The organism is Flavobacterium sp. H4147 (assembly GCF_029360735.1).
GTDB classification, from domain to species: domain Bacteria; phylum Bacteroidota; class Bacteroidia; order Flavobacteriales; family Flavobacteriaceae; genus Flavobacterium; species Flavobacterium endoglycinae.
In genome coordinates, this window is the sequence record NZ_JARKNB010000002.1 from 108,931 (window position 1) to 129,386 (window position 20,456).

26 protein-coding genes are annotated in these 20,456 nt (G+C 33.6%); 4 read left to right on the plus strand and 22 right to left on the minus strand.

Annotation, left to right across the window (positions count from 1 at the left end):
• Nucleotides 1-78 precede the first annotated feature (78 nt).
• The 3 genes from P2W75_RS08320 to P2W75_RS08330 form a co-directional block, all read right to left on the minus strand.
• Nucleotides 79-1,197 (minus strand): NAD(P)/FAD-dependent oxidoreductase, encoded by a 1,119-nt coding sequence (locus P2W75_RS08320; RefSeq protein WP_276380000.1) that lies wholly within the window; start codon nt 1,195-1,197, stop codon nt 79-81.
• 71 nt (nt 1,198-1,268) lie between these two features.
• On the minus strand, nt 1,269-2,024 hold the full coding sequence (locus tag P2W75_RS08325; RefSeq protein ID WP_276380002.1) for an AraC family transcriptional regulator: 756 nt from the start codon (nt 2,022-2,024) through the stop codon (nt 1,269-1,271).
• Nucleotides 2,025-2,053: 29 nt separating this feature from the next.
• Nucleotides 2,054-3,019 (minus strand): AraC family transcriptional regulator, encoded by a 966-nt coding sequence (locus P2W75_RS08330; protein ID WP_276380003.1) that lies wholly within the window; start codon nt 3,017-3,019, stop codon nt 2,054-2,056.
• A gap of 84 nt (nt 3,020-3,103) precedes the next feature.
• Between P2W75_RS08330 and P2W75_RS08335 the strand changes: the two genes are divergently transcribed.
• Nucleotides 3,104-4,273 (plus strand): NAD(P)/FAD-dependent oxidoreductase, encoded by a 1,170-nt coding sequence (locus tag P2W75_RS08335; protein ID WP_276380004.1) that lies wholly within the window; start codon nt 3,104-3,106, stop codon nt 4,271-4,273.
• Between the two features lie 121 nt (nt 4,274-4,394).
• On the opposite strand, the gene P2W75_RS08340 is transcribed toward P2W75_RS08335, so the two are convergent.
• From P2W75_RS08340 to P2W75_RS08350, 3 genes are read right to left on the minus strand one after another with little or no spacing between them, the layout of a single operon-like run.
• Nucleotides 4,395-4,766 (minus strand): DoxX family protein, encoded by a 372-nt coding sequence (locus P2W75_RS08340; RefSeq protein WP_207296260.1) that lies wholly within the window; start codon nt 4,764-4,766, stop codon nt 4,395-4,397.
• Nucleotides 4,767-4,772: 6 nt separating this feature from the next.
• A complete protein-coding gene (locus P2W75_RS08345) occupies nt 4,773-5,240 on the minus strand; it encodes an SRPBCC domain-containing protein (protein WP_276380005.1) in 468 nt (155 codons plus the stop codon).
• A gap of 6 nt (nt 5,241-5,246) precedes the next feature.
• Nucleotides 5,247-5,570 carry a helix-turn-helix transcriptional regulator gene (locus P2W75_RS08350; RefSeq protein ID WP_276380006.1) on the minus strand — a complete coding sequence of 108 codons (324 nt, stop codon included), beginning with the start codon at nt 5,568-5,570 and terminating at the stop codon, nt 5,247-5,249.
• 98 nt (nt 5,571-5,668) lie between these two features.
• On the opposite strand from P2W75_RS08350, the gene P2W75_RS08355 reads away from it, so the two are divergent.
• Nucleotides 5,669-6,019 (plus strand): DUF2200 domain-containing protein, encoded by a 351-nt coding sequence (locus P2W75_RS08355; RefSeq protein WP_207296263.1) that lies wholly within the window; start codon nt 5,669-5,671, stop codon nt 6,017-6,019.
• A 40-nt stretch (nt 6,020-6,059) separates the two neighbouring features.
• Here the strand turns inward: P2W75_RS08355 and P2W75_RS08360 are convergent, their stop codons facing one another.
• From P2W75_RS08360 to P2W75_RS08405, 10 genes are all read right to left on the minus strand, one after another.
• Entirely contained in the window at nt 6,060-7,115 is a 1,056-nt protein-coding gene (locus P2W75_RS08360; RefSeq protein ID WP_276380007.1) for a linear amide C-N hydrolase, read from the minus strand.
• A 146-nt stretch (nt 7,116-7,261) separates the two neighbouring features.
• Nucleotides 7,262-7,630: a hypothetical protein gene (locus tag P2W75_RS08365; protein ID WP_207296265.1), complete on the minus strand. Its 369-nt coding sequence runs from the start codon at nt 7,628-7,630 to the stop codon at nt 7,262-7,264.
• A 163-nt stretch (nt 7,631-7,793) separates the two neighbouring features.
• On the minus strand, nt 7,794-8,726 hold the full coding sequence (locus P2W75_RS08370; protein ID WP_276380009.1) for a transglutaminase family protein: 933 nt from the start codon (nt 8,724-8,726) through the stop codon (nt 7,794-7,796).
• Between the two features lie 18 nt (nt 8,727-8,744).
• Nucleotides 8,745-9,596 (minus strand): substrate-binding domain-containing protein, encoded by an 852-nt coding sequence (locus tag P2W75_RS08375; RefSeq protein ID WP_276380011.1) that lies wholly within the window; start codon nt 9,594-9,596, stop codon nt 8,745-8,747.
• 52 nt (nt 9,597-9,648) lie between these two features.
• On the minus strand, nt 9,649-10,122 hold the full coding sequence (locus P2W75_RS08380) for a DUF4265 domain-containing protein (RefSeq protein ID WP_276380012.1): 474 nt from the start codon (nt 10,120-10,122) through the stop codon (nt 9,649-9,651).
• Nucleotides 10,122-10,514: a VOC family protein gene (locus tag P2W75_RS08385; protein ID WP_276380013.1), complete on the minus strand. Its 393-nt coding sequence runs from the start codon at nt 10,512-10,514 to the stop codon at nt 10,122-10,124. Before P2W75_RS08385 ends, P2W75_RS08380 begins: the two co-directional genes overlap by 1 nt.
• 3 nt (nt 10,515-10,517) lie before the next feature.
• Entirely contained in the window at nt 10,518-10,958 is a 441-nt protein-coding gene (locus tag P2W75_RS08390) for a DinB family protein (RefSeq protein WP_276380014.1), read from the minus strand.
• A complete protein-coding gene (locus tag P2W75_RS08395) occupies nt 10,958-11,830 on the minus strand; it encodes a nucleoside phosphorylase (protein ID WP_276380015.1) in 873 nt (290 codons plus the stop codon). Before P2W75_RS08395 ends, P2W75_RS08390 begins: the two co-directional genes overlap by 1 nt.
• 97 nt (nt 11,831-11,927) lie before the next feature.
• Nucleotides 11,928-12,260, minus strand: coding sequence for a translation initiation factor (locus P2W75_RS08400; RefSeq protein WP_207296272.1), 333 nt, complete (start codon nt 12,258-12,260; stop codon nt 11,928-11,930).
• A 113-nt stretch (nt 12,261-12,373) separates the two neighbouring features.
• Entirely contained in the window at nt 12,374-13,324 is a 951-nt protein-coding gene (locus P2W75_RS08405; protein WP_207296273.1) for an isopenicillin N synthase family oxygenase, read from the minus strand.
• Between the two features lie 167 nt (nt 13,325-13,491).
• Between P2W75_RS08405 and P2W75_RS08410 the strand changes: the two genes are divergently transcribed.
• Entirely contained in the window at nt 13,492-15,468 is a 1,977-nt protein-coding gene (locus P2W75_RS08410) for a dehydrogenase E1 component subunit alpha/beta (protein ID WP_276380016.1), read from the plus strand.
• A 65-nt stretch (nt 15,469-15,533) separates the two neighbouring features.
• Here the strand turns inward: P2W75_RS08410 and P2W75_RS08415 are convergent, their stop codons facing one another.
• From P2W75_RS08415 to P2W75_RS08430, 4 genes are all read right to left on the minus strand, one after another.
• Nucleotides 15,534-16,505, minus strand: a complete 972-nt coding sequence (locus P2W75_RS08415) for a zinc-binding alcohol dehydrogenase family protein (RefSeq protein ID WP_276380018.1) — start codon at nt 16,503-16,505, stop codon at nt 15,534-15,536.
• An 84-nt stretch (nt 16,506-16,589) separates the two neighbouring features.
• Nucleotides 16,590-17,165, minus strand: a complete 576-nt coding sequence (locus tag P2W75_RS08420; protein WP_276380019.1) for a Crp/Fnr family transcriptional regulator — start codon at nt 17,163-17,165, stop codon at nt 16,590-16,592.
• 33 nt (nt 17,166-17,198) lie between these two features.
• Nucleotides 17,199-17,747, minus strand: coding sequence for a hypothetical protein (locus P2W75_RS08425; protein WP_276380020.1), 549 nt, complete (start codon nt 17,745-17,747; stop codon nt 17,199-17,201).
• 11 nt (nt 17,748-17,758) lie between these two features.
• Nucleotides 17,759-18,160 carry a glyoxalase gene (locus tag P2W75_RS08430; RefSeq protein WP_276380021.1) on the minus strand — a complete coding sequence of 134 codons (402 nt, stop codon included), beginning with the start codon at nt 18,158-18,160 and terminating at the stop codon, nt 17,759-17,761.
• A 151-nt stretch (nt 18,161-18,311) separates the two neighbouring features.
• On the opposite strand from P2W75_RS08430, the gene P2W75_RS08435 reads away from it, so the two are divergent.
• Complete coding sequence (locus P2W75_RS08435) at nt 18,312-18,731, plus strand: hypothetical protein (RefSeq protein WP_276380022.1); 420 nt, start codon at nt 18,312-18,314, stop codon at nt 18,729-18,731.
• 83 nt (nt 18,732-18,814) lie between these two features.
• Here P2W75_RS08435 and P2W75_RS08440 read toward each other — a convergent pair whose 3' ends face one another.
• Complete coding sequence (locus P2W75_RS08440; RefSeq protein ID WP_276380023.1) at nt 18,815-20,074, minus strand: mechanosensitive ion channel family protein; 1,260 nt, start codon at nt 20,072-20,074, stop codon at nt 18,815-18,817.
• Entirely contained in the window at nt 20,067-20,354 is a 288-nt protein-coding gene (locus tag P2W75_RS08445; RefSeq protein WP_276380024.1) for a DUF3817 domain-containing protein, read from the minus strand. The genes P2W75_RS08440 and P2W75_RS08445 overlap by 8 nt, the downstream gene beginning before the upstream one ends.
• Between the last annotated feature and the right edge of the window lie 102 nt (nt 20,355-20,456).

Below are 20,456 nucleotides of genomic sequence, written 5' to 3' on the forward strand. Positions count from 1 at the left end.
AATAGTTATTGTAAATCACTAAATTTGAATACTAATATAAACTAATTTGATAGAAGTTAATAAGGACGAAACACAAAATTAATCTGCAAATCTTAAAAAAGAAAAATCAAGATTATGCATCAATTGTTCATTGGTATGCGTTTGTGATTGTGCCTCTTTTGCATACACAAACATTTGTTTTTCGTATGAGTTAACAGCATCTTCAATGGAAAGAAACTCACCATTAGTTAAGTTTTTAGAAAGAGTTAAAGCATCCAAAAGTCCAATATTAACTCCCTGACCAGCAAATGGAGGCATTAAATGAGCCGCATCGCCAATAAGTGTAATAGGCAAGGGGCGATTTGTATTCCAAAGATTCTCAACCGAAACTTTTTTGGTTGGAAGACCTGCAAACATTGCAGTAGAACGAAATAGATTTTTGTAAACGTCATTCCAATCTGAAAATTTATTTAAAAGAAAAGCCTTGATATTTTCATTGTTTTCAAATGACAATTCAAAATTTTCGGGTGTTTTAAAAATCACATTGTAACTCAATGCGTTATTATTCTTCGGATTAGCAACCAATAAATTTCCGTTATACGAAGTCATTAAAATTTTATTCTCGCATAACTCAAAGAAATCAGGACAATCAATTTTGGGATTCCTAACCTCGCCTTGAATCATGTAGGTTCCCGTAAGTTCTGGCTGGGTATCGGTTATGTATTTTCTAATTTTTGTCATTCCGCCATTTGCACCAATTACAAAATCAGCGGTTGCAGAAGTTTTATTTTCGAAGTGTAAAAGCCATTTTCCGTTATGTATTTCAAGTCCTATTAATTTGCTGTTCCAAATCACGGTTTCAGACTTTAAACTGTCAAGTAATAACGTTCTTAAATCATTTCGATTGATTTCAGGATTATCGAATTGCTCTTCAGCTGAAGTTTCTTTGCTGAATACTATTTTTACGTTATGATCGGCGATAATTCTTCCCATCGGAATCGCTTTTTCATAATACATTTCTAAAAGTCCTGCTTTCTGCATCGCATCTTGTCCAGAACCTTTATGAAGATCAAGTGTTCCGCCCCAGATTCGGGCTTTATCGTCTTTGTCTCTTTCGTAAACCTTTACATTTATTCCTTTTTGCTGCAGTAATTTAGCCATTGTTAATCCAACAGGCCCCGCGCCAATTATAGCAATTGTTTTATTTTCGAGTAACATAATTTCATCATTTAATTATGATGCAAAATTGGTACAGAAAAGTGTCATGAAATAGTAAAAATCAGCCGTTTTTAAGTGTCTAATTTTTTAATTGCCATTATATCCATAAAACGATTGTCTTTATTTTTACTAAGTTCTTTAGGTGTTACACCCGAATATTTTTTGATTTCTTTAATGAAATGGTTCTGATCTGTAAAGTTTTCTTCAGGGAAAAGTCGGCCTTCGCTGATGTCTTTGAACGAAGAACCAAAACGGAGAATATTGCAATAGGCTTTCAGCGAAATACCAAATTGCTGATTAAAGTAACGATTAATTTGCCTTGCGCTCCAAAACACATTTTCAGATAGTTCCTGAACAGACATTGAACCTTTGGAAGCATAAATGAATTCGAACAGCCTTTTCTTTCTGTTATCGATATTTTCGCTTGAAACTGCTTTTATAATGTTAGTAGACTTTTCGCAAAAACGTTTAAAATCATTCAAATCTTGAGCGTTAAAATTCCATATTTTATTGGAAATATTTTTCCCTCCATTCAAAACTTCTTTGATGGAATCGCCAAATAAGTATTCGACCGCAAGCAGTTTAAAACCAATTGAGAACATTTTAGTTCCTGCTGGAATATTGATTTGACTCGGAATAGTATCCAAACCTCTAATCGATATTTCCCACTCATCGGAATCAATATTCATTACAGCAAGATCGACCATTCCGTTTGGCAAAACAGTAGACGGAATGTCTTTTCCCGTTTTGTTTTCGAGCATCCAAAAGCTGTGAACAAAATGCGAAATAGAAGAATCAGGCAAAGCAGATTGAATAATTAGACTCATTTGATTGACAAATAGATATACAAATTTAATTAAAATGATGCTTTAGAATACTTTTTAGGCTTTTGACCAATATGTTGCTCGAAAACTCTAGAAAAATGACTCAGGTTTGTGAATCCTAATTGATACCCAACTTCAGAAACCGATAAATGATTTTCCTTTAAAAGTCGGGCTGCCTCCTGCATTCTCACATTTTGATAATATTCAAAAACACCTTTACCGAAAGTCTGTTTAAAAAGTTTACGCATTTTGGGTTCGCTCATTCCAGCTTCTTTGGCAAGTGAAGCAATATCAGGTGCTTTATCCAAATTGGATTGCAATTGGTATTTTACGGCATAAATAGCTTTTATATCGTTAATATGAATACCGCTTGTTGGGGTTTCGTCCCGCTGCAATAGTAAAGCAAAAATATGACAAAGCAGTTCTTCGCATTTTAGTTTATAAAAATGATTTTCTAAAATCTCAGGAACTGTCTGGCGAAGAATTTCTCCAGAAGTTGCAATTATTTTGGTGGAAATATCCGTTTCGAAAACAAAATTATCTTTGGCTTCTAATATACTTACGATCACAGGATGTTTTAAATCGCCGAATTTCTCTTTTAAATAGCTTTTTGAAGCTGCAATTGTCACACTTCTAAAAAATGTATTCTGAGGCATTTCCATTACAGAAGAAACAGATTGTGCACAGATAATGACATTGGCTTGTTCAAGTGCCATCTCAGTTTTATTATTAGGAGAATCGAAAATACCGCTTAATAAAAAAATGACTTTATCAGAGGTTTCAGCGGCTTCATTTTTACGCTCAACCCGAATATCTTCTTTTAAATAATAGTTACGAATCATCATTCGCAGTTCATTTCCCCAAGTAAAACCAGTCATGTAGCCTTCGCCCAAATGTTCCGGAATGTCAATAAAACGTCCGCGGATAGAAGCACCAATAGCTTCTGCAAACTTATGCAGGATTCCTGAACCATTTTTATCCGTAACCTCAATTTTCATTTACGACTATTTTAATACCAAAATGAGTTATTTTGTCTCTAAAAGTACAACTAATTTTGTTTTAGAAATTTAAAAGAAATAAAAATGTTACTAGATACTAAAAAAGTAGCCATAATTGGCGGAGGTCCAGGTGGATTAACTTTAGCCAGATTGTTACAAGAAAAAGGAGTGGACGTAAAAGTTTATGAAAGAGACGAAAATAAAAACGTTCGCCAGCAAGGATCAACACTTGATTTACACGATGATACCGGTTTAAAAGCGATTACTGCTGCAGGTTTATTAGAGGAATTTAAAAAGAGTTATCGTCCTGGAGCCGACAAAATGAAAATTGTCAATAAAGACATGAATGTCGTTTACAATGATCACAGTGACAGGCCTGAAGAAGATTTTGGAAATGAGCATTTTCGTCCGGAAATAGATCGAGGACCGCTCCGTGATTTGCTGATTGCTTCTCTTAAAGAGGAAAATGTAGTCTGGAATTCTAAATTTACAGAAATGAAACGAAGCGGTGAAGGCTGGGAAATTTCATTTGAAAACGGAAAAACTGTTTACGCCGATTTTGTAATTGCATCTGATGGTGCTAATTCGCGCATTAGAAAATACATTACAGATATTAAACCTGTTTTCTCTGGTGTTAGTGCTATCGAAATCAATGTTTATAATGCTGAAAAAAATGCTCCAAAATTATGGAAAATGGTTAACGATGGAAAAGTTTTTGCATTAGAGCACGGAAAAACGTTACTTTTTAGTGCCAAAGCCGACGGAACACTTACACTTTTAATAGGTTTAAAAACAGAGGAAAACTGGATTTCACATTCTGGAATTGATTTTAAAAACAAAAATTCGGTTTTAGAATGGTTCAAAAAAGAATTTTCAAGCTGGAATACGGAATGGCAGGAAATTTTTGAAAAAGAGGAAATCTCAATTATTCCGCGTCCGATGTATCATTTTCCTTTGAATCAAAGCTGGAAACCGCTGCCAAATCTAACCATGATTGGCGATGCAGCACATCGTATGCCCCCTTATGCAGGAGAAGGTGCAAACCAAGCTTTGGCAGACGCTCTTGAATTATACGAAGTATTGACATCTGATTCGTTTTCAACAATGGAAGAAGCAATAGGTTTTTTCGAAAAGAAAATGTGTAAAAGAGCTTCAGAAATTACCCAAATAACACTACAACAAACTGATTCGATGCACGATGACAATAATCTAAAACTTTTATTGGATTTCTTTGATGAAGCGCTTCGGTTTTAATGTTTTTTTAAGTCTCAGTGTTCAGTCGCAGTTTTTAGTTTTAGAATACTGAGACTGAAAACTGAAGACTGTGACTAAATACTACCACTGTAAACTGCACACTGCGACTAAATACTGAATACTACAATGCTTTCCTCTCAGCTGGTCTAAAATACCAAGAAAGAACTGTAAGAACTAACAACAAAACAGGTCCAAAATATTCTATACCAGAATCTCCAACAGCAAAATGAGAAAAAACGGCACCGCTCATCGCAAAAAAGAAACCAGCGTATGTCCATTCTTTTAGTAAAGGAAATTTCGGAATTAGAATAGCAATTACGCCAAGGATTTTCCAAACTCCCAAAATGGTTAAAAAGTAAAGCGGATATCCTAAATGTGTCATCATATCGGCTTCTTCTTTTATTTTTAATACTTGAACAATTCCTGTAGAAGTCATTCCCAATGCCAGCCAAAGTGTAGCAATCCAATAGATAATTTTGTTTCTTTTACTCATGATATTTTATTTTTGTTGTTTTACAATTTCTTCTAATCGGTTATGAGCCATGTTAAGCCCCATGGAAAACGGCAGTTTCAACTGATTGTCGCGGTGTTCAACTGATTTATAAACAATAAGAATATTTAATTTACTCGTTTCATCTGTCAGTTTTTCAAATTCTAAAAATTCCAATTGCGGAGCAAATCCGGTATTTTCCATTTCGAAAGTTCTCGTAATACGCTCATTCGGAACATAATCATGAATAACACCATTGGCACTGAAAACTATATTTCCGTTAGAATCTTTGGTTTCAAACTGCCATCCGCCGTGTTTTTTGTTTTCGAATTTTAATACTTTCGTTCCCATCCACTGTTCTACAATTTCAGCTTCGGTATAAGCTTTAAAAAGTAATTCTAAAGGAAGATCAAATTCTCTTGTAATCACTATTTCCTGCTGATTATTTTCAGCATGTACTTTGGTTTTGCGTTCCATAAATAGTTAATTTTTTGGTTTATAGTTTTTCATAATATCTTCCAATTTATTAAAACGATCGTCCCATATTTTGCGGAACGGTTCAATAAAATCAGCAACTTCCTTTATTTTTTTGGCGTTTATATAGTAATATATCTCACGTCCGTTTTGCTGTTGTTCTAGCAGATCACATTCAGTTAAAATTTTAATATGTTTTGATATGGTCTGTCTTGACGAATCAAAATTTTCGGCTATGGTTCCTGGGGTCATAGCTTGTATGGCCACTAGGTTTAAAATTGCTCTTCGCGTTGGGTCGGCAATAGCCTGAAAAACATCTCTACGTATTTCCATTGTGCAGTTATTTGACTGCAAATATAATGCAGTTATTTGACTGCGCAATATTTTTTCCAAAAATTTTTATAATTTTAAAGAATCAAAAAATCAATCAAATGAACAACACAAAAATTTATCAATACTCATTTGCAAGCATTTACCGCTTGTATGTGGAGAAAGTAGAAAAAAAAGGACGTACAGCAGACGAAGTTGATACTGTTATTCTTTGGCTTACAGGTTACGATGAAAAACAATTCAGGGAACAAATTGATAAAAAAGCCGATTTAGAAACTTTTTTTACCGAAGCTCCCAAACTTAATCCAAATGCTTCTAAAATTACAGGCGTAATTTGCGGTTATAGAATTGAAGATATAGAAGATCCATTAATGCAGAAAATCCGTTATATGGACAAATTGGTAGATGAATTAGCCAAAGGCCGAAAAATGGAGAAAATTTTACGGGAATAAAAAAAGCCTTCGGATTTTCGAAGGCGTTTTTTGTGTATGTTTAATCCAGACCTGCAAACTTAAAAATAGGCGCGGCTTTAAAATTCATGGAAGATTCTCCAGAGTAATTTTCATTATTGGATAAACTCAGCTTTTTAACTTTTGCTTTTTCGCTAAAATCGAGTTTACTAAATTCTACCCAAACTACATTTGGATTTAAAACATTATCGAAATAATATACTAGATTTTTTTGATCGGCAACTGTTCTCCAGCGTGTTGACGAAATATTTGGTTCTGTTTCTGATGAAATTCCCAGCGGAACAGAACAGTTTCGAATCACACCAAAAACACTTGCTAATGCAGCGCGCGTATTATCGGTTTTTGGAATTGCATCGATATAATAAGAAGCTCTCACAAAACGGTCAGCAGCACGATTAGTTCCAGGCAGCATAATCGTTCCTGGAATTCCTTTCCAATAGGTATTTATAGCCAGTTGATGGTCAAAAATAGGAGAGTTGGTCATGGCTACATATTTCATATCATGATGAATAACCAGTTTTCCATCTATAAATTCGAAAATTGCATTATCTCCAGATGCATCAGAAAGTGATAAGTGAACTGTTGCAAAAATATTTGTTCCCGGAATATGAGACGAAACTACTGTGAAATCATTTTTTTCTAAAGCTTTTACAGCTTCTGAAACGGTAGAAAAATTATCCAAAACATATTGCAACCATAATGAAACGGCCAATCCTTGTATTTTTCCGTTTTTCTCAAAAGGCGGATAAGTAGATTCTACAAGCCATAAAAGATTTCCAACGAGACCTTTTTCGTTCATTCCATCAGAAGAAGCGATATCCCAAGAGCTTGTAATGACACTCCCATATTTTGATTTCCATTTAACCGAATTATTTCCAGCTTCTCCAAATCGTTCAATTCCTCTTGGAAATACCCATAAATTGGCTGGAATTTCTGTTCTCCAATCCATTGAACGTGCCGTTATTACCGTGCCGTTTAATCCATGATACACAATTCTGGTACATGAATATGTTTTTTGAGTAAAAACAGCAAGACTTAAGAAAGCTAAAATTGCTGACAGGGTTTGTTTTAGTTTCATGTGAGTGGTATTTTAATTTATAATTTAGAGAAAAAGCTTTTGCAAACTTTTAAATTTATAAGTCTACAACTATAAAAAACTCCTCAAGAATCTTAAGGAGTTTTTTTATATTTTCAATTTAATGGTTATATGAGTTTTAAAAAGACTTATATTTTTTTGAGTTTAAGTTTCATCTCTTTCGTGTCTAATATAAGCTCATCGTTTGTGATTGTGCTTTCGCAAGGATATGGTGTTCCTACTTCATCTTTAATTACTAAACTTTTTCCGCCTTTTGTTAAGGCATAAGTTCCATTTGTAATTTCTTGGGTTAAAAATCCGGTTACATGTCCGTCTTCTGTAAAAGTTAGCGTTCCATCTCTTAAAATTACCTGTTTTAATGAGTCAGAAAGAGGCATTTTAGCTTCAACATCGGTAATTTTCCAAGAGTTTATCAGTTTATTTCTACCCTTAGAACATGAAATAATTAATACTGCAGCCAATGCAACTCCGAAGATAAATAATTTAGAATTTTTCATGATTTTGTGATTAAAGATTAGATAGGAAAAGATACAAAAAAAAGTATTATCTCTAACATTTCCTTAACACAATTTAAAAACAAAATATCTGATTTTTAGAACCTTATAAATTACATCGTAAAATTAAGATTACAAAAACAAAAAAGCTCTCGAAAGGCTTATATTAATTGAGAGTAAGCGCTCCCAAAATTTCTTCGTACATAAAAGGACCACCCGGATATTTGGCTGTATAATCTAAATTCATCCATACTTGTCCACGTTCATCAATATGATAATGAAGCTTTTTGCCGTAACTTTCCCGCGTAAAAAGTACATTCTTAATGAGATAATTGACTTTTTCCAAATCAATCATGGAACCAATTAATATTTCGGGATAAATATGACCTTTGGTATGAATTAATCGTGGTGTTCCGCCTATAGAACGAATCGCAGCGGCCATTAAAATAGAGTGATCGTCGCAGTCGCCAGAGAAATATTCAAGTGATTCACTGGCAGTTGCAATATAATCGCCATCTTTAGGGTCGTTTACATAATTCCAGCGTCCGTTTATTTCTTTAAAAACGGCAAAACATTGAATGATTGTTCGATAATCTGAATATCCTTTGATTCCTTTAAAATTTTTATTAGCAGCCATAATGGCAAAGTTTCGCACTTTAGGGTTTTGATATTCTATAGCGCTTATAATTTTTGATCTATTGGGAAATGGAAGCAATTTAGCCACAATAATATCCTGCGGATAGGGATTATCAGACATGGTGTAAATCATCGAATTGTAATCTTCAGAAATTTCACTGAAGCCATAATTCCCAATGACCGAACCGTACACAAGAACCAATAAATACACGGCAACACATAATATTATAATGGTTCTGAGGTACATTAAGAGAAAAAAGATGGCCGCTAGAACGAATATGAAAATAAAAATTCGGTCTAAATTAAAAGGCCATTCTAAATCGATTAGGTTTTGATGCAGAATGATGAAAATAGGAATTGTGATTAAAAGACTCAACAACAATATAATAACCCTGTCCCAAGGTGATTTCACCTGAAGCTTGGATTTTAATTGCGGAAAGTCAATTTTAGGAAAATTCATCATAGAATCAAAAAGCAGTTTTTACAGCGCTTTTACCGTTTCAACAAAAGTACTTTTTTTATCAATAATTCCCAGATCAAATAATTGATTTTGAATTTTGATAAATGCTTTTTCAGTTAAGTGTTTCTGTGACCATTGCGTTAATTTTAGCCATTCTCTAATGTCGGCCGCTTTTTGATTGAATAAATCTGCCAATGTTTTATCGATATTAGGAATCTCGGCAAAATCAACTGTAGTTTTATTGATGATTTCCAGAATTTTTTCAATAATTTTTGGATTCTTTTTTAGGAATTCATCGCGAACGGCAATTACAAATGAAGGCCAAGGAGTAGGGCAGTCGCCAACTCTTCTAAAAATTCCTTGATCTACAAGCGGTTTCGTCATAAAACGTTCCCACATAAAATAATCTGCTGTGCCGTTTGTCAAAGCTTCAACAGCTCCGTCAAGCGTATTTATAATTTCAAACTGCAGGTCATCAGTATCCCAGCCTTGTTCATTCGCATTAACATACGCCATTAATTGAGAACCGGATCCAATTCTTGAAATGGCTGCTTTTTTGTTTTTCAAATCTTTTATAGTTTGAAAATCGGATTTAGCAGCAACGTGAATTCCCCAGATTAAGGGCGATTGAACGTAAATTTGAACAATTTTACTTGGGTTTCCTGCTGTGATATCTTTTACAATTCCTTCTGTTAATATAACAGCCATATCTGTTTCGCCGTCACGAAGCATTTGGCACATTTTTCCAGTTCCTTCCGGAATATTTTTCCATTGTAAATCAATGTTCTCGGCTTCAAATTCGCCATTTTCAATGCATAAATGCCATGGCAGGTTGAAGTGTTCCGGAACACCCGCAATTTTTACAGTTTTCATGTACAGTTTAGTTTAAGTTTAGTTTGGTATGCGTATTCTTAAGTTTAGTTTTCTAGTTTTTTAATAAATCAGCCCTGTGTTTGTCTGATAGGCAGGGTTCTGCGTATTCGATAATTTCTTCACCTTCATATTCATTCAAAACATTGCGAACCAGCGAATAATCTACATCTCTTACCACTTCAATAGCAAAAAATGTTTCATTTAATCCTTCAGACGGGCAGTTTATAACTTTTAATTTTTCACGGATAATTTCTTTGTCAAATCCTTTTTCAAGAACCAGAACCTGAACAATAGAATTCCCAGAGTTTTCGATTGTTTCTTTGTAAACGAAACGATCCTCTTTAGTATCAAATTCGGCGTAAAATAAATCATCGGTTGCGATTAAAGGGCCGAAAAACGGAATATTGTCCAATTTGAAAAGTCCTTTTTCTAGATCGATAATTTCAGCCCACATAGTTTCTGAAACTGTATCTTCTAAATAATCGCTATAATATTTAAATAATACTTTTTTATGTGTTTCCTGCATTATTCTATTTCGTTTATTACTGCTTTTAATGGTGATATTACAATACGATAACCATCAGGATCCTGAATCATTTTTCCGTTTTCATTCCAAAAAGGATTAGCTGCAGTTATCGTTGAAATACCTTTATGTATAACCTTATTTATTAATTCGTTATAATCTAAAATTGATTTGGGATAAAGTACAATTACATCATCTTCATCAAAAGTATGACGGGCTTCTTTATTGGATTTTGTAAATTCAAAATGCCAGTCTAAACCCGACTTTCCAATAAAAATTCCATCATAATTATTATGATTCTGAAAATCTCCTAATCGTTCAAAACCCAAAATATTGACATAGAAATCTTCGATTTTATCTAAATCATCGGTGTGTCGTGCCACTCTTAAAAACATAATCTAAGATATTATCTGGTTGATATGATGCTCTAAATGTTCTACGTAATCCGTCATTAAAAATTTTAAATCTATTACAGCTCCATCACTTAGAATAATTTCATATTCTAAAGCCTTTTCATCAACAGATTTCATAATTCTTATAATCTGTTTGTTTACCGAAAGCCACAATTGAGTAAGCTCTCGAATATCCATTTGCTGATACTGATTTAAATTTACTAAATCTATTTGATTATACGGCCTGTGATGATAAGGTTTTTGAAGATAATTAATTTCTGTAAACCTAACCAGATTATGAATCGCAGAATCTGTTAAATGGCCCAAAATTTCTTTTTTAGACCATTTACCAGGAATTCTTGATTCTAATATTTCACTGCTTATTTCCGGAAAATAAGAGGCATTTTCATTCAGCAGCTGCTCAAATTTAAGAATAGCATTCTGCATTACTTATTATTAACTATTTTGTTTAGAGTATAACTAATCAATTCATCAACAGCTTTGTATGGATCTTCACTAAAAGTTCCCGAAGCACGGTTGGCAATAATTGCATTTAAAGATAATGCATTATGTCCTAACAGCGAAGAAAGTCCATAAATAGCTGCGGTTTCCATCTCTAAATTAGTGATTCTTTCGTCATTAAAACTAAAATTATCCATTTTATTGTTTAATTCTTCGTCTTGAATGTTCAAACGCAATACACGCCCTTGCGGACCATAAAATCCTCCTGCTGTTGCTGTGATTCCTTTGAAAATTTTATCAGATTCTATTAATTGCTCCAATTTTTCTGAACATGAAATCGCATAAGGTCTTCCTTTGCGGATATCCCAATTGGTATGCGTAATAAAAGCATCTTCAAGTGCTACATTTGAAACGTCGTCAATTAAGTAGGAGCGAAGCATATTGTCTAATCCTAAACCAAATTTAGACATTACAAAGCTGTCAACAGGAATATCTTCCTGTAAAGAACCTGAAGTACCAATTCTGATGATGTTTAAAGAAGTCAATTCTTCTTTTGGCTGGCGGGTTTTTAAATCGATATTGACTAATGCATCTAATTCATTAATCACAATATCAATATTGTCTGGGCCAATTCCGGTTGACATTACCGAAATTCTTTTGCCTTTATAAATTCCTGTCTGGGTTTTAAATTCTCTTTTTTGTGTAGAAAATTCAATTGAATCAAAAAACTGAGTGATTTTTTCAACTCGGTTTTGGTCTCCAACAAATATAATATCGTTGGCAATATGTTCTGGACGAAGGTTTAAATGGTAAACGCTTCCATCCGGATTAAGTATTAATTCTGATGATTGTATCATTTTTTTAAGTTGCTAAGGTTCTGAGGTTTTTCAAATTCTAATTTTTAAATTCCAATTGAGCAATCTAAAATCTAAAATCAGAAATCTAAAATTTATTTTATCCACCTACACGTTTTGTTTTAAATCCTTTTTCTTTTAGGATTGTCATTATTTTATCACGATAATCGCCTTGAATGATGATGGATGCATCTTTAAAAGTACCGCCAACGCTCAATTTGGTTTTGATTTCTTTGGCTAAAACTTTGAAATCTTCGTCAGATCCTTCGTAACCTTCGATAATCGTGGTTGGTTTTCCTTTTCGTTTTTCAAATTTACAAATCATAGGTTCTTTTTGAACATACAATACGTGTTCTTCTTCCTGGATTTCCTCTGGTTCGTTTGATTCAACGTGTTCTGGAAACAAGTTTTTTAATTGATCTTTTAAGTCCATAATTGTTTTATTCTAAAATAAATTCCAAACCTTGGAAGGTTCTAAAAATTAAATTCCAAATTCCAATGAAGTTTGGAATTTGGAATTTTGATTTTTTGGAATTTAAATTACGTTTATTTTTTAATTAAACCTAATTCCACTAAACGTTCGTGTAAAAACTCTCCCGCTGAAATATCTTCGTATTTTTTAGGATTTTCTGCATCAATACAGTTTTCTAAACAATCCAGACGCATATCGCTTACTGGGTGCATAAAAAACGGAATAGAATAACGAGAAGTTCCCCATAATTCTCTTGGCGGGTTAACCACTTGGTGAATCGTCGATTTGAGTTTGTTGTTGGTATGTCTTGACAACATATCTCCAACATTGATTACCAATTCATCATCTGCAGCAATAGCATCTATCCAGTCACCATTGTGATTTTGAACTTGTAGTCCTTTCCCTTGAGCTCCCATTAACAAAGTAATAAGATTAATATCACCGTGAGCCGCAGCACGAATAGCGTTTTCAGGCTCAGAAGTAATAGGAGGATAGTGGATTGGTCTTAAAATTGAGTTTCCTTCTTTTGCATATTCATCAAAATAAAACTCATCTAAGCCTAAATGTAAAGCCAGAGCTCTTAAAACATATACTCCGGTTTTTTCGAGCATTTGGTATGCTTCTTTTCCCACGACATTAAAACGAGGAAGTTCTGTAACTTCAACATTGTCTGGGTATTCTGCTGCCCATTTTGAATCTTTGTCAACATACTGTCCAAAATGCCAGAATTCTTTTAAATCACCCTCTTTACGGCCTTTAGCATGTTCTTTTCCAAAAGATACATAGCCTCTTTGTCCGCCAATTCCGGGAATTTCATACTTATGCTTAGTTTCTATTGGCAAGGCGAAAAATTTTCTAATTTCACCATAAAGTTCGTCTACCAATTGGTCATCTAAGAAATGACCTTTTAAGGCTACGAAGCCAATGTTTTCAAATGCACTGCCGATTTCATTTACAAATTTTTGTTTACGTTTCGGGTCGTCCGAAAGGAAATCACGTAAGTCTACACTAGGAATGTTTTGCATACTTTACATTTTTATTTAAGAAAAAAGGTATTAAACCTTTACTCACAAAGGTAGATAATATTTTAGATTTCAATTTTAATTCTGGTAATAAAATTGAAAAAATCAAACTAAAATCATCAAAATTGTTGGTTTTTTTTATCTTTGAGAAAACTAAACTCACTTAACCAATGATCTTTTACAGACAAAATCTTTCTGATGAAAAACTATTAGATTTATATAAAAAAATCCTGAAACCCCGTTTAATTGAAGAGAAAATGCTCATTTTGATCCGACAAGGAAAAGTGTCAAAATGGTTTTCAGGAATAGGACAGGAGGCTATTGCAGTAGGGGTAACTTCTGTTTTAGACGATTCTGAATATGTTTTACCGATGCACCGAAATCTTGGTGTTTTTACAACTCGAAATATTCCGCTTCACCGACTTTTTTCGCAATGGCAGGGAAAAGCTAATGGCTTTACAAAAGGACGCGACAGAAGTTTTCATTTTGGAACTCAGGAATATAATATTATAGGAATGATTTCGCATTTAGGTCCGCAGTTAGGAATTGCCGACGGAATTGCCTTAGCAGATAAATTACGAGATAATAAAAAAGTTACCGCCGTTTTTACCGGAGAAGGAGCAACCAGTGAAGGAGATTTCCATGAAGCTCTAAATATTGCTGCAGTTTGGAAACTTCCGGTAATGTTTATTATTGAAAATAATGGTTACGGACTTTCAACACCAACAAACGAGCAATATTCTTGCGAAAATCTGGCCGATAAAGGAATTGGTTACGGTATTGAAAGCTGGATTATTGACGGAAATAATATTGTAGAAGTTTACAATAAATTATCGCAGTTAAAGCAAGAAATACAGGAGAATCCGCATCCGGTTTTATTGGAATTTAAAACCTTCAGAATGCGTGGACATGAAGAGGCGAGTGGTACTAAATATGTTCCTCAGGAATTAATGGATCAATGGGAACTTAGAGATCCTGTTACCAATTATAAAAAATATCTAACCGAAATTGGAGTCCTTACAGAAGAACTAGATGAACAATTTCGTTCTCAAATCAAACAAAAAATTGACGAAAATTGGGCAATGGCAAATGCCGAACCAGAAATAGAACCAACTTACAGCGGAGAATTAGATGACGTATACAAACCATTTCAATATGAAGAATATACCCATAATTCTGAAACCACCAATATTCGATTTATTGATGCTATTCGCAACAGTTTAGAGCAATCTATGTGGCGCCATAAAAATCTCGTTATTATGGGACAGGACATTGCTGAATACGGTGGAGCTTTTAAAATTACAGATGGTTTTGTTGATGCTTTTGGAAAAGACAGAATACGAAATACGCCAATTTGCGAAAGCGCTGTTGTTTCGGCAGGAATGGGATTGTCTATAAACGGATATAAAGCAATTGTAGAAATGCAGTTTGCTGATTTTGTTTCTACAGGTTTTAATCCGATTGTGAATTTGTTAGCAAAATCGCATTACCGCTGGGGCGAAAATGCCGATGTGGTGGTTCGTATGCCTTGCGGAGGCGGAACTCAGGCAGGACCTTTTCATTCGCAGACAAACGAAGCTTGGTTTACCAAAACACCTGGTTTAAAAGTGGTGTATCCAGCATTTCCGTATGATGCAAAAGGATTGTTGAATACTGCTGTAAATGACCCAAATCCTGTTTTATTTTTTGAACACAAACAGCTTTACAGAAGTATTTACCAAGATGTTCCAACGGATTATTACACCATTCCATTTGGAAAAGCGGCTTTGGTAAAAGAAGGAAAATCGGTTACTATTATTTCTTTTGGTGCGACGGTTCACTGGGCACTAGAAACTTTAGCAAAAAATCCAGATATCGATGCTGATTTAATTGATTTAAGAACCTTACAGCCACTTGATACTGAAACTATTTTTGATTCGGTTAAGAAGACAGGAAAAGCTATCATTTATCAAGAAGATACTATGTTTGGCGGAATTGCCAGTGATATTTCGGCTTTAATTATGGAAAATTGCTTCGAATATCTTGACGCTCCAGTAAAGAGAGTGGCCAGTTTGGATTCGCCAATTCCGTTTACAAAAGCATTAGAAGATCAGTTTTTAGCTAAAAATAGATTTGAAGAAACTTTATTAGAGCTTTTAAAATACTAATATTTTTTTAAAGTTTACTAAGCTTCTAAGATTTTAACTCTGTTCTTAGAAGCTTAGAAGCTTTTTTAAACCATAACTACCAGTCTTTTGCCATCTGGAACTTCTGCATTCCACATTTTTTCAATGTCAGCTATATTCACTTTTTCGACATTTATTTTTAATTTATTTTGAGAAGCTAAAAGAAAAATTTCTGGAAGTATTTCAGAAAATAATAGTTTCACTTCCTCTTTTTTCCAGCTGCCTAATCCCGATCCAGATAACTGAAGATCAACACTTCGTAAGATTTGTGCTGATAATTGAATTGTATCACCAGACATAGAACCGATTGAAACGTATCTGGTTTTGTGAGTAAAATTCCCGTTTCCTTTTAAAGCAGAAAGAATTAATTCAGCTGAATGCCCCCATAAATAATCCAAAACAATATCAATTGGTGTATTTTGATGAATTTCCTTCAGCTGAGAAACAAAACGTTCATCATCTTGTTTCAAATAAAGAATTTCATCGGCTCCTAACTCTAAAAGACTTTGCAATGTTTTTTCATTTCTGCCGGTTACAATTATTTTCTTTGCTCCGTAATATTTCGCAACCTGAACAGCCATTTGACCTGTAAAACCAGTTGCTCCGTTAATTAAAACAGTATCTCCCGGCTGTATTTCGGCTCTAAAACGAAGAGCCATTGCTGAGCCCGCAACTGCATTTGGCATTGCCGCGGCTATTGACAGATCGATTCCATCAGGCAATACAACCATTCTATTTTTTTCGACGAGAGCCTTTTCTGCAATTGTTCCCGAAATTCCTCGAGCATATACTTTTGTTCCGTTTTCTAGTAAACCAACGGCATCGCTGCCAATTACAGTGCCGTTTTGATTTTCATTTTCTGAAGAATAATGTTCCCCACTGACAATTCCCTTATCTAAATTTGTAATAGCAACTGCTTTAACCGAAAGTAAAACTTCGTTTTCATTTGCTGCGATTGGATTAGGAAATTCTACAAATTTTGGCAGACTGCCTTTTTTATACACTACTGCTGCTTTCATAATTTTATACTATTAAATTTTATGAAGCAAAATTACCCTGCTCTTTATGGGCATGCGATAACATTTGTTATCAAATGAATTCTGTTATTTTTTTTGCAGTAATTGACTTTTGATTCGGCTTAAATGAACTGTGCTTACTCCCAAATAAGAAGCAATATAATGCTGAGGCACACGCTGAACGATCTGCGGTTTTTCTTCAATCAAATTGAGATAACGTTGGGTAGGGGAGTCTTTTATAAAAGAAAAAAAGTGCTTCATGTAATCAAATGTTCTTTGAAAAAGCATATCAATCAATTTATCTCTAAGCTGTGGAATTTCTTTAATTTCTTCTATAATTTTATCCAGATCGTTTTTATGAATCCACCACAAAACAGAAGGTTCAATTGTTTCTACGACAACCGGACTTGGAAATTTTTTTATAAAACTTTCAATCGAAGCTACGCTTTGGTTTTCAAAAAAGAACTGCGAAGTCAAATCTTTTCCATTATTATTAAACCAGACTCTAACGCAGCCTTTCTCAATTATAAAAAGTTTTTTAGAAACTTCGCCTTCATCTATTAGTACTGTCTTTGTAGAAACTTCTATACGATTGAAATAACTAATGTATTCAGACCATTTCTCATCAGTTATAGGGCATTTATTTCGGAATTGATTAAACATTATTTTTAAATAATTAAATTCTGGACCTCTTTATTATATCAATTTAAGTTCCCTTCCTAATTCTAAATTAGTTGTAACTAGTAAATTATCACTCATTCCATAAGCTTTTTCCTGATGCACATCTTTAAATTCTGAAGCGCTTAGAATAATTGAAGATTCATCTTCTAGTTTTAAAATAAAAGCCTGAGGATAAATAGTTTTTGGTGGTACTTCTTCCCAGACAATATTAAAATCTACAATCATTTTTCCGAGAAGATTTATCCACATTTCAGTATTCGAAACATCCCATTTCTGTTCATAATCATTAGGTGTTTCTTCTAAATCAATTTCTTCTGCGCGAAGTCCAAAACAATAAAATTTACTGTCCCAAAAAACATAGATTGTTTTATTTTGTGTTTTAAAGTAAATAGAGTAATCTAAAGTATCAATTTCCGGATATTTAGGTGAGTAAGCAGGTTCTTCGGCATTACCTTCTTCAAATACAAATTTTATTTCTCCGTAAATAATTCCTTCAATAGTTTCTCCTAAAAATATTGTGCGATTATAACTTTCAAAATTTTTGTGTTTTTTACTTAAAATCATTAAGTCCTTAATTAATTCAATTCTTTCTCAAACAATTGCACTTGATTCTTCAATCTCTCAATCAATAAATTCATCATGCGTTTATTCAAATCTGATGAGTTTTGAATATACGTATTGTATTCTTCCACTGTAAAAAGTGCCATGATGATTCCTTTTAAAGAATTTCGGAACTTGATATCTTTTTGAATTGAGTTTTCGATTGTGTGTAGTTTCTTTTCAACCGAATATGAGTAAAAATCAGCTTTGTTTTTATTCACGTAATTAATAAATACTGCCACAAATAAGTCGTTCTGCAGTTTTAAAATCGGCCTGATCGTCTGGTTTTGGAAGATCTCATCTGGTGAAGATTGAGCACTTACGGTTCCTAAAGTTTCGCCTCTGAATTCTCTTAAAAAAGTGTCTCTATCTGCCATGTTTTTTATTTAAATTTAAGAAAAAATAAAATAGAAAAAAATCTATTTTTGTTTTAATAACTAAAAAACTTAAAGTCTATAAGCCACATCTATAAATTTAAGTTTTCTATAAACAAACTTAAACGGCTTGTTAGCTTTTAAAAGATTAGCAATGAACAAATTATCTTTTATTCTTATCATAATAATTATGATTTCAGTAATTTCTTGTAATTCAAAAGAAGGGAATTACAAAGAAGTACACTATCAAGCCATAAACGGAAACGACACGGCGGTTATTGCTCTAAAAATCAGCGACAAACGCTTTTATGGACGTTATGAAATTTCGTATTATAAATTCGGAAAAGATTCTGGCGATGTTCGTGGTGATATAAAAGGTGATACTTTAAGAGGTGATTTTCATTATATTTCAAATGGAGGAAGCTGGAAAAGAATTCCATTAGCGCTGCTTAAAAAAGACAACAAACTAATTCAGGGATCTGGAATAATTGGTACGTATATGAGTCTTCCGTGTTTTCTTCCGGGAACGCTTACCTACAAAGATCCAAAGTTTGTTTTTGAAGAAAAGAAATAGTGGATTTTTGTTTCAAGTTTCAAGTTAGTATTACGTACTAGTTAAAACTTGAAACCTGAAACTTGAAACAAAAAATATAAAAACTACTTATCAAGGCGTCCAATCTGCGATGGAAGTTCAAATATTTCAAGATCGAAATATATTACCGAAGCCATAACATGATCGAAAATATCCGACATAATATATTCGTAATTTGCCCAGCGTTTATCACTTGAAAACACATAAATTTCTAATGGAACTCCATGCGCTGTAGATTGCAGCTGACGGCACATAATGTGCATATTCTTATTTAGCCCCGGATGATCTAATAAATATTGCATAATATACTTTCTAAACATCCCTAAATTGGTCATGTTCCGACCGTTAAGCAATAATGATTTATCAATTCCGCGAAGTTCATTATACTTTTCAATTTCGGCTTGTCTTGTCTCAATATAAGATGTAATCAACTGAATTCCTTTCATATGATTCAGATCGTCATTGTTTAGAAAACGAATACTGCTGCTTTTAATCAAAACATGTCTTTTAATACGCCTTCCGTCAGATTTCTGCATACCACGCCAGTTCTGAAAAGAATCGGAACTTAAAGCATACGTAGGAATAGTGGTAATCGTATTATCAAAATTTCGGACTTTTACGGTCGTCAGGTTGATTTCGATTACATCACCATCAGCACCAAATTTATCCATGGTAATCCAGTCGCCAATACGAACCATATCGTTAATCGCAACCTGAACACTCGAAACAAAACCTAATATCGTATCTCTGAAAATCAAGATAATAATCGCCGAAAGCGTTCCCAGAATAGTCAGTAATTCTCCTCTTTTGATTCCGAACAAGGTCGAAATAATCATCGCCACCCCGAAAATCCAAAGCACGATCATTATAACCTGAATAAAACTATCAATAGGTTTGTCGCTGTATTCTGGTTTTTGTTTTAAGTAGTCGCGTAACGAATTAAAAATGGTTCTGATGATCCATAAAGTGATTAAAACAATATAAACACCGACAATTTTTCCGAACATCAATTCCCAATATTCATATTTATCCAGAATTATGGGAACTGCTTTATAAATGAAGAAAAACGGAATTAAATAAGCAGTATATTTTGTGGTTTTATTGTGTACTAAATAATCGTCAAATTTAGTTTTGGTCCGCTGTGCAAAAACTGCCATAAGCGTAACCAAAACAAACTTGGCAATGTAATAAATAGCATAAGCCAGCGCCAGCATTATGGCAATATTGATAACGAGACTGGTATAAGAGGCAAAGTTGCGGCTCATTCCCCAATCTCTAAAAAGCGGATATAAAAAATTGAATATTTTATTCAAAAGATTAGGCATTATTTTCTAAATACTTTTTCTCAACATAAAAAGTCCCAAACGGAATAAGAGAAGCTATAAGTATAATGGCAAAAGTTTTTGCATCCCATTTTTGAGATTTTAACAACGAGAAAGCCAACACAATATAACCAATAAAAAGGATTCCGTGTGTCATTCCTAGCGGGCGAAGTAATGTATGATATAATTCAGGGTTGCTGTTTTTTATAATAAGCATGTTGGCAAATAATACCAGATAAGAAATACCTTCTAAAATAGCAGTAACTTTAAAAATCTTGAGCATGTAAGTGTCGTTTTTGAGATTATTGAAACAAAATTAAGTATTATGGTTGGTTTTTAAGTTATGTGTCAGGAAAGTAATTTATTTTTGTATTCTTAAACTTTG

Bases quoted from the DNA above. Each gene is read 5' to 3' on its own strand.
- P2W75_RS08320 (WP_276380000.1), bottom strand. From the start codon at position 1,197: ATGTTACTCGAAAATAAAACAATTGCTATAATTGGCGCGGGGCCTGTT.
- P2W75_RS08325 (WP_276380002.1), bottom strand. From the start codon at position 2,024: ATGAGTCTAATTATTCAATCTGCTTTGCCTGATTCTTCTATTTCGCAT.
- P2W75_RS08330 (WP_276380003.1), bottom strand. From the start codon at position 3,019: ATGAAAATTGAGGTTACGGATAAAAATGGTTCAGGAATCCTGCATAAG.
- P2W75_RS08335 (WP_276380004.1), top strand. From the start codon at position 3,104: ATGTTACTAGATACTAAAAAAGTAGCCATAATTGGCGGAGGTCCAGGT.
- P2W75_RS08340 (WP_207296260.1), bottom strand. From the start codon at position 4,766: ATGAGTAAAAGAAACAAAATTATCTATTGGATTGCTACACTTTGGCTG.
- P2W75_RS08345 (WP_276380005.1), bottom strand. From the start codon at position 5,240: ATGGAACGCAAAACCAAAGTACATGCTGAAAATAATCAGCAGGAAATA.
- P2W75_RS08350 (WP_276380006.1), bottom strand. From the start codon at position 5,570: ATGGAAATACGTAGAGATGTTTTTCAGGCTATTGCCGACCCAACGCGA.
- P2W75_RS08355 (WP_207296263.1), top strand. From the start codon at position 5,669: ATGAACAACACAAAAATTTATCAATACTCATTTGCAAGCATTTACCGC.
- P2W75_RS08360 (WP_276380007.1), bottom strand. From the start codon at position 7,115: ATGAAACTAAAACAAACCCTGTCAGCAATTTTAGCTTTCTTAAGTCTT.
- P2W75_RS08365 (WP_207296265.1), bottom strand. From the start codon at position 7,630: ATGAAAAATTCTAAATTATTTATCTTCGGAGTTGCATTGGCTGCAGTA.
- P2W75_RS08370 (WP_276380009.1), bottom strand. From the start codon at position 8,726: ATGATGAATTTTCCTAAAATTGACTTTCCGCAATTAAAATCCAAGCTT.
- P2W75_RS08375 (WP_276380011.1), bottom strand. From the start codon at position 9,596: ATGAAAACTGTAAAAATTGCGGGTGTTCCGGAACACTTCAACCTGCCA.
- P2W75_RS08380 (WP_276380012.1), bottom strand. From the start codon at position 10,122: ATGCAGGAAACACATAAAAAAGTATTATTTAAATATTATAGCGATTAT.
- P2W75_RS08385 (WP_276380013.1), bottom strand. From the start codon at position 10,514: ATGTTTTTAAGAGTGGCACGACACACCGATGATTTAGATAAAATCGAA.
- P2W75_RS08390 (WP_276380014.1), bottom strand. From the start codon at position 10,958: ATGCAGAATGCTATTCTTAAATTTGAGCAGCTGCTGAATGAAAATGCC.
- P2W75_RS08395 (WP_276380015.1), bottom strand. From the start codon at position 11,830: ATGATACAATCATCAGAATTAATACTTAATCCGGATGGAAGCGTTTAC.
- P2W75_RS08400 (WP_207296272.1), bottom strand. From the start codon at position 12,260: ATGGACTTAAAAGATCAATTAAAAAACTTGTTTCCAGAACACGTTGAA.
- P2W75_RS08405 (WP_207296273.1), bottom strand. From the start codon at position 13,324: ATGCAAAACATTCCTAGTGTAGACTTACGTGATTTCCTTTCGGACGAC.
- P2W75_RS08410 (WP_276380016.1), top strand. From the start codon at position 13,492: ATGATCTTTTACAGACAAAATCTTTCTGATGAAAAACTATTAGATTTA.
- P2W75_RS08415 (WP_276380018.1), bottom strand. From the start codon at position 16,505: ATGAAAGCAGCAGTAGTGTATAAAAAAGGCAGTCTGCCAAAATTTGTA.
- P2W75_RS08420 (WP_276380019.1), bottom strand. From the start codon at position 17,165: ATGTTTAATCAATTCCGAAATAAATGCCCTATAACTGATGAGAAATGG.
- P2W75_RS08425 (WP_276380020.1), bottom strand. From the start codon at position 17,747: ATGATTTTAAGTAAAAAACACAAAAATTTTGAAAGTTATAATCGCACA.
- P2W75_RS08430 (WP_276380021.1), bottom strand. From the start codon at position 18,160: ATGGCAGATAGAGACACTTTTTTAAGAGAATTCAGAGGCGAAACTTTA.
- P2W75_RS08435 (WP_276380022.1), top strand. From the start codon at position 18,312: ATGAACAAATTATCTTTTATTCTTATCATAATAATTATGATTTCAGTA.
- P2W75_RS08440 (WP_276380023.1), bottom strand. From the start codon at position 20,074: ATGCCTAATCTTTTGAATAAAATATTCAATTTTTTATATCCGCTTTTT.
- P2W75_RS08445 (WP_276380024.1), bottom strand. From the start codon at position 20,354: ATGCTCAAGATTTTTAAAGTTACTGCTATTTTAGAAGGTATTTCTTAT.